Source organism: Tabrizicola sp., from assembly GCF_030694085.1.
Classification (GTDB): Bacteria; Pseudomonadota; Alphaproteobacteria; order Rhodobacterales; family Rhodobacteraceae; genus Tabrizicola.
Genome location: NZ_JAUXZE010000089.1, coordinates 1 through 6,661, shown reverse-complemented (window position 1 = coordinate 6,661; position 6,661 = coordinate 1). Strand labels below are relative to the sequence as shown.

Below are 6,661 nucleotides of genomic sequence, written 5' to 3'. Positions count from 1 at the left end.
CGATCCCGACATCCGTGTGCTGGTGGCCACCGATGCCGCCGGTGAAGGCATCAATCTCCAGAATGCCAACCTGATGGTGAACTACGATTTGCCGTGGAACCCCAACCGCCTCGAACAACGTTTCGGGCGTATCCACCGCATTAACCAACAGGAGGTCTGCCACCTTTGGAATCTTGTCGCCAAAGAAACCCGCGAAGGCGATGTCTATTTCCGCCTACTGGAAAAGCTCCAGGTCGTCAGTGACGCCCTCCAAGGTCAGGTTTTCAACGTCCTTGGCGAAGTCTTTGAAGGCAATAGCCTCAAGGACATGCTGCTAGAAGCCATTCGTTACGGTGACCAACCGGAGGTACGCGCTCGTCTTAATCAGACCATCGATAACGCCCTCGACCGTGAACACTTGATGACCATACTCAACCGCGACGCGCTGGCTCAAGAAAGTCTCAGCCCGGAGCATCTCTTTGCAGTGAAGGAAGAAATGGAAAAAGCTGAGGCTCGCCGCCTCCAGCCGTACTTTGTCCGCTCCTTTTTCATGAAAGGCTTCGAGTCGCTCGGCGGCTCAATTTATCCCCGCGAATCTGATCGCTTCGAGATAACACACGTCCCTGCCGAGTTGCGCGAACGTGACCGCCTCATCACCGGGCGCAATCGCCGCGACCTCGCTCCCGTCCTCAAACGCTATGAACGTGTTTGCTTCACCAAGGGTGCTGTGCGGCCGGTGGACCGCCCTGGGCTGGCTTTTGCTAGTATGATCCACCCTGGCCACCCACTCATGCTCGCTCTCAGCGATGTGTTGCTGGAGCAGAACGCTAATCTCCTGCGCCAGGGCACCATCCTCGTGGACACAGCTGACGACGGCGACCAGCTTTCGTTGCTCTTCCTGCTCACCCACGAAGTGAAATCCGGCGATGATCAGGTCATTTCCAAGCGCCTACAATTTGTTCGTGTCCTGCCCGACGGCAGCGTTACCTTTGCCGGTTGGGCACCACACTTGGACCTCGAACCGCTCGCGCTTGCTGATCGCCCGCTACTGGCCGAAACGCTCGCCGCACCTTGGCTTACCGCTGGACTGGAAAATCGCGCCCTCGCTCTCGCTGCTTCAACGCTTGTCCCGGAACACTTCAGTGAAATCGCCGGACGTCGCATCGCCCATGTGGACAAGACGCTCGCCGCCGTCCACGAACGCCTGACCAAGGAGATTGATTACCAGTCAGACCGATTCATCAAGCTGACGGATGACAGGGCTGCTGGAATAGACGTGCGGCTCAATCTCGAAAACGTCCGCCGCACTCTCAGCGATCTCGAAGCCCGGCTGGAGAGTCGCAAGAAAGAACTTCAGTCCATGCGCCACGTCACCTCCGCCACGCCGGTCGTACTCAGTGGTGCGCTTGTTGTTCCGGCAGGATTGCTTCGCACCCTGCGCGGCGAACCCGTCCCCGCTGGCTCCGCCTTTTCCATCGACCCAGAAGCTCGCTCGCGCATCGAGTTGCTCGCCATGGACGCCGTCTGCCGCGCCGAAGAAGCCCGTGGCTGCCGTGTCGTGGATGTCTCCGCCCAGAAGTGCGGCTGGGACATCACCTCCTACGCGCCTGCCGTGGATGGCAAGTTGCCCGAGTCCCGCCACATCGAAGTCAAAGGCCGCATCCAAGGCGCGACAACCGTCACCGTGACCAAGAATGAAATCTTCGAGAGCTGGAATCAGGGCGTCAAATACCACCTCGCCATCGTGCTTGTCGGTGAAGACGACACCATCGACGGCCCGCACTATGTGCCGCATCCCTTCAAGGAAGAACCCGGCTGGGGCGTGTCCTCCGTCAACTACGACCTCAAATCGTTGCTCGCACGCGCCCAAGGAATTTAACGCATGACCGACTACCCCATCAAATCACCCCGCAAGCTCATCGAAGTCGCGCTACCGCTGGACGCGATCAATGCGGCTTGTGCGCGGGAAAAATCCATCCGGCATGGGCATCCTTCCACGCTGCATCTGTGGTGGGCGCGACGACCGCTGGCGGCGGCTCGGGCGGTCATCTTTGCGCAGTTGGTCAATGACCCCGGCTACCAGCAGGGCGGCGGGTTCAAATACGGGACGAACAAGAAGGAGGCCGCCATCGAGCGGAAGCGCCTGTTCAAAATCATCGAAGACCTAGTGCTGTGGGAGAACACCACCAACGAGGTCGTGCTGGAGCGTGCCCGCGCCGAGATTCGACGCTCGTGGCGGGAGGTGTGCGAGCTGAACAAGGACCACCCGCAGGCCGCCGAGCTGTTCAATCCCGACAAGCTGCCCGCCCTGCATGATCCGTTTGCCGGTGGCGGAGCCATCCCGCTGGAGGCGCAGCGGCTGGGGCTGGAGGCTTACGCTTCCGATCTCAACCCCGTGGCCGTGCTCATCAACAAGGCGATGATCGAGATCCCGCCCAAGTTCGCGGGCAGGCCGCCGGTCAGCCTGCTGCAAAGCCGCCAAGGCGCGAAGAAGAAGGAACTGGATTTGGAACGGGAATGGCCCGGTGCCACCGGTCTGGCGGAAGACGTGCGCTACTACGGCGCTTGGATGCGCGAGGAAGCGCAGAAGCGCATCGGCCACCTCTATCCGCCGGTGGAGATCACGGCGGAGATGGCGAAGGAACGGCCCGACCTCAAACCGCTCGTTGGCCAGAAGCTCACCGTCATCGCTTGGCTCTGGGCGCGGACGGTGAAGAGTCCCAACCCAGCGTTTTCGCATGTGGATGTGCCGCTGGCGTCAACCTTTGTGCTTTCCAGCAATGCAAACGCCTATGTCGAGCCAGTCATTGATGGTGATCACTATCGCTTCAAGGTCAAAATTGGAACTCCAACACCGGGAGCCGAGAAAGGAACAAAGCTCGCTCGTGGTGCAAATTTTCGCTGCCTGATGTCCAACACGCCTATGTCGCACGATTACGCTCGTGGAGAATTTCAGGCAAAGCGTGATGGCGTTCGACTTATGGCGATTGTCGCTGAGGGCACGCGTGGACGTATCTACTTGGCACCAACAATCGAGCAGGAAACTAAAGCCAAAAGTGCGAATCCGGCTTGGCGTCCCGAACAAGAGATGAACCAAGAAACTAGTAATCTCGTCAGCGGCCGCGGCTATGGCATCACGCATTGGCATGAAATTTTTACGCGGCGGCAGTTGGTGGCGTTGACTACGTTTAGCGATTTGGTTGGGGAGGCCCGTGAGCGCGTCCGAAAAGATGCGCTATCGGTCGGGTTTTCCGATGCCAATGAAGGCGTAGACCATGGGGGCGGTGGTGCTACCGCCTATGCAGCAGCTGTTAGCGTGTATTTGGCTTTCGCTCTCGATAAGATGGCGGATTACAGCAGCTCCATCGTCGTCTGGAGTCCAACCCGAGACCAAGCGAAGACGACTTTCGGACGCCAAGCGCTTCCGATGACGTGGGACTTTGCAGAGGTTAATGTATTTGCCACTGCCGCTGGTGACTTTGGTGTATCCCTCGATGGCGTGTGCAGGTCTATTCGCGCACCGGACGGGCAGGCTCTCGGCTTTGCCGTTCAGGCTGATGCTCAGACGCAATCGATCTCGATAAACAAAACCATCTCCACCGACCCGCCTTACTACGACAACATTGGTTATGCCGACCTTTCAGATTTTTTCTATCTCTGGCTTCGGAAGTCGCTGCGGCCCGTTTTTCCAAGTTTGCTCGCCAGCATCGCTGTGCCGAAAGCCGAGGAGTTGGTTGCCACGCCATATCGGCACGGTTCAAAAGAGAAAGCTGAGAGTTTCTTTCTTAACGGCATGACGCAGGCGATGCATAGTCTGGCTTCACAGTCCCACCCGGCCAACCCAGTCACAATTTACTATGCATTTAAGCAATCGGAGACAGAAGAGACTGACGGCACTAGCTCTACCGGCTGGGTGACCTTCCTTGAAGCAGTGAATCGGGCCGGGCTCCAGCTTTCGGGGACTTGGCCGATGCGCACTGAACGTGGTGCTCGGTCAATCAGCATAGGCACAAACGCACTCGCCTCCAGCATCATCCTCGTCTGCCGCAAACGCCCCGCCGACGCGCCCTCCATTTCCCGCCGCGAGTTCATCCGCGAGTTGAACGGCGTGCTGCCCGAGGCGCTCGACGAGATGACAAAAGGTTCCGGCGACGAGCGTTCGCCCGTGGCCCCGGTGGACCTTTCGCAGGCCATCATCGGGCCGGGCATGGCGGTCTTTTCCAAATACGCCGCCGTGCTGGAGGCCGACGGCTCGCCCATGAGCGTGCGCACCGCCCTCCAGCTCATCAACCGCTTCCTCGCCGAGGACGATTTCGACGCCGACACCCAGTTCTGCCTGCACTGGTTCGAGCAACACGGTTGGAACGAAGGTATCTTCGGCACCGCGGACACGCTTGCACGTGGGAAAGGCACCAGCGTGGATGGGATAAGAGACGCCGGTGTCATCCAAAGCGGCGGTGGCAAAGTGCGCCTGCTCAAGTGGGCAGAATACCCAACAGAATGGGATCCGCGCACCGACAGCCGTATGCCTATCTGGGAAGCTCTGCACCACCTTATCCGCACTCTGAAACAAGGTGGCGAATCAGCCTCCGGCGCATTGCTCGCCGCCCTTGGTGGCAAAGCCGAAGCCGTGCGTCAACTCGCCTACCGCCTCTACACCCTCTGCGAACGTCTCGGCCAAGCCGAAGACGCCCGCGCCTACAACGATCTGATCACCAGTTGGACCGGCATCGAATCCGCCGCCAACCGCGTGCCCAAACCTGCCGACCGGCAAGGATCACTTTTTTGAAAGCCTAAGGATCCAATAAATGAAACCCATATCTGAAACCATTCGTAAAATCGTTGGTTTCCTCAACAATCCCGCTCATGAGGGCGGCATTTGGTTGCCAAACATACAGCGCAATTTTGTTTGGAATAAAGATCAGATCACCCGACTATTTGATTCAATTTTGCGAGAATATCCAATAAGCACGCTACTGATTTGGAAAACCATGAGTGATACACCACGCCGACGATTTATTGATCACTACCGGCGCGCACACGATCACGGCGACTTCGTTCCTGGCGATCAGACACCAAAGCTATTAGTTCTAGATGGGCAACAACGGTTGCAAAGTCTCTATATTGGACTCAAGGGCAGTCTCGAAGGTCGCGAGTTGTACTTCGACCTGCTCAGTGGTTTCGATGCGCCACCTGATGACATCAAGTATCGCTTTGCCTTCCACGTTCCTGCAACTGCGCCTACTGGCCACATCAAGTTCAAAGAGCTTGTTTTTAGTGATGAGACCCAGAGTGAAGCTCGTGAGAGGATCATTGAAATGATGGGTAAAGCAGGCCGCACATTGCAATCTAGCGAAGTGAAACAGCTTGAGTCGAATGTAGAACGCACTTTCCATACATTCCGTGACCGAGAGATGATCTTTTATCAGCTGCTCGACAGCATCGACCGCCCCCGCCTGTATCGAGAGGACGACGTAGTGGAGATATTCATCCGCGCTAATTCAGGTGGCACCAAGCTGGGCAAATCCGAACTGCTCTACTCCTTGCTTAAAGCCAGTTGGGAGGAGGCCCGTGAAAAGCTCGATGAACTTATTACTGAACTCAATCGCACTGGTTTCGCCTACACACAAGACTTCGTGCTTAAGACTTGCCTGACACTGCTGGAAAAGGGTGCGCGTTATGAAGTGGAGAAATTCCGTGTTTCGGGAGTTCGCGAATCGATTGAAGAACGGTGGGAGAAAATTGCAGCAGCGATTAGTGAGGTGGCTGATTTTGTTCAAGGTTCCACTTTCATCTGCACCGACAAAGCATTGCCTTCATATCTGGCGCTGATTCCACTCATCTATGCTCACTACCATTTTCCTGAGAAATCGAAGCAGGCAAAGGAGCGTGATCTCTATCTAATTCGCACATCACTATGCGGCTCATTCGGCGGCTCGCCGGATAGCTTGATTGATGCAGCAGTGAAGCAGATTCGTCAGGATCAGGGTTTTGATTGCCAACAGCAGTTTGCGATTGTTCTAGATCAAAACCGCACGCTCCATATTACACAGGATCGTTTCTTTGGCATGGGTTACGGCTCCGCACACATCCATCTGCTGCTGAACTGGTGGTATCGTAATTTTAATTACACACCGGTTTACAAGGGCGGCCTGCCACAAGTAGATCACATTTTCCCTGATTCTCGTTTAAGGAGTATCAAGATGCTTAACCCTGAGAATGGTCGTATGTCCCTCCAGAAGTATCGGGCTGCAGAACGCAACCAGCTTGCCAACTGTATGCTCCTTACGCGTGACGAGAACGGTTCTGGCCAAAAGACCGACCAACCTCCAGAACAGTGGTTTGCAGACAAGGATGATGATTACCTTGAACGTCACATTATTCCACGGGACCGTTCACTATTAAGAATGGATCGCTTTGATGACTTCGTGGAAGCGCGCAAGTTGCTCCTATTGGAGAAATTTCAGCCGCTACTAGTCAACAAAACCTAATTGGAACTTTTATGAAACCTTGGCGCGAAGTTATTGTACCCCATCCAGATGTGCTGAATGGCACGTTCCAGCAATCCGAGTTTGCTGCTGACCTGACCGCCGTGCGCACGGGCAGAGCAACCCCGGAATATGGTGACGCAAAGTCCTTTTACGAACGCACCTTCATCACCGAGGGCATGGGAAAACTACTC

The 6,661-nt window shown here is 56.2% G+C and carries 4 protein-coding genes; all 4 read left to right on the top strand.

Annotation, left to right across the window (positions count from 1 at the left end; genetic code table 11):
- Window positions 1-1,858 (top strand): protein NO VEIN domain-containing protein (locus tag Q8M85_RS20720; RefSeq protein ID WP_305548226.1); only part of this gene is annotated, 1,858 nt, incomplete at its 5' end.
- A gap of 3 nt (window positions 1,859-1,861) precedes the next feature.
- Window positions 1,862-4,768 carry a DUF1156 domain-containing protein gene (locus Q8M85_RS20715; protein WP_305548224.1) on the top strand — a complete coding sequence of 969 codons (2,907 nt, stop codon included), beginning with the start codon at window positions 1,862-1,864 and terminating at the stop codon, window positions 4,766-4,768.
- A 19-nt stretch (window positions 4,769-4,787) separates the two neighbouring features.
- Window positions 4,788-6,470 (top strand): DUF262 domain-containing protein, encoded by a 1,683-nt coding sequence (locus Q8M85_RS20710; RefSeq protein ID WP_305548221.1) that lies wholly within the window; start codon window positions 4,788-4,790, stop codon window positions 6,468-6,470.
- 11 nt (window positions 6,471-6,481) lie between these two features.
- Window positions 6,482-6,661, top strand: a 180-nt coding sequence (locus tag Q8M85_RS20705; RefSeq protein ID WP_305548219.1) for a hypothetical protein, incomplete at its 3' end; no start/stop codon positions are given.

Excerpts from the sequence above, each read along its gene's own strand:
- Q8M85_RS20715 (WP_305548224.1), top strand. The coding sequence starts at position 1,862 with ATGACCGACTACCCCATCAAATCACCCCGCAAGCTCATCGAAGTCGCG.
- Q8M85_RS20710 (WP_305548221.1), top strand. The coding sequence starts at position 4,788 with ATGAAACCCATATCTGAAACCATTCGTAAAATCGTTGGTTTCCTCAAC.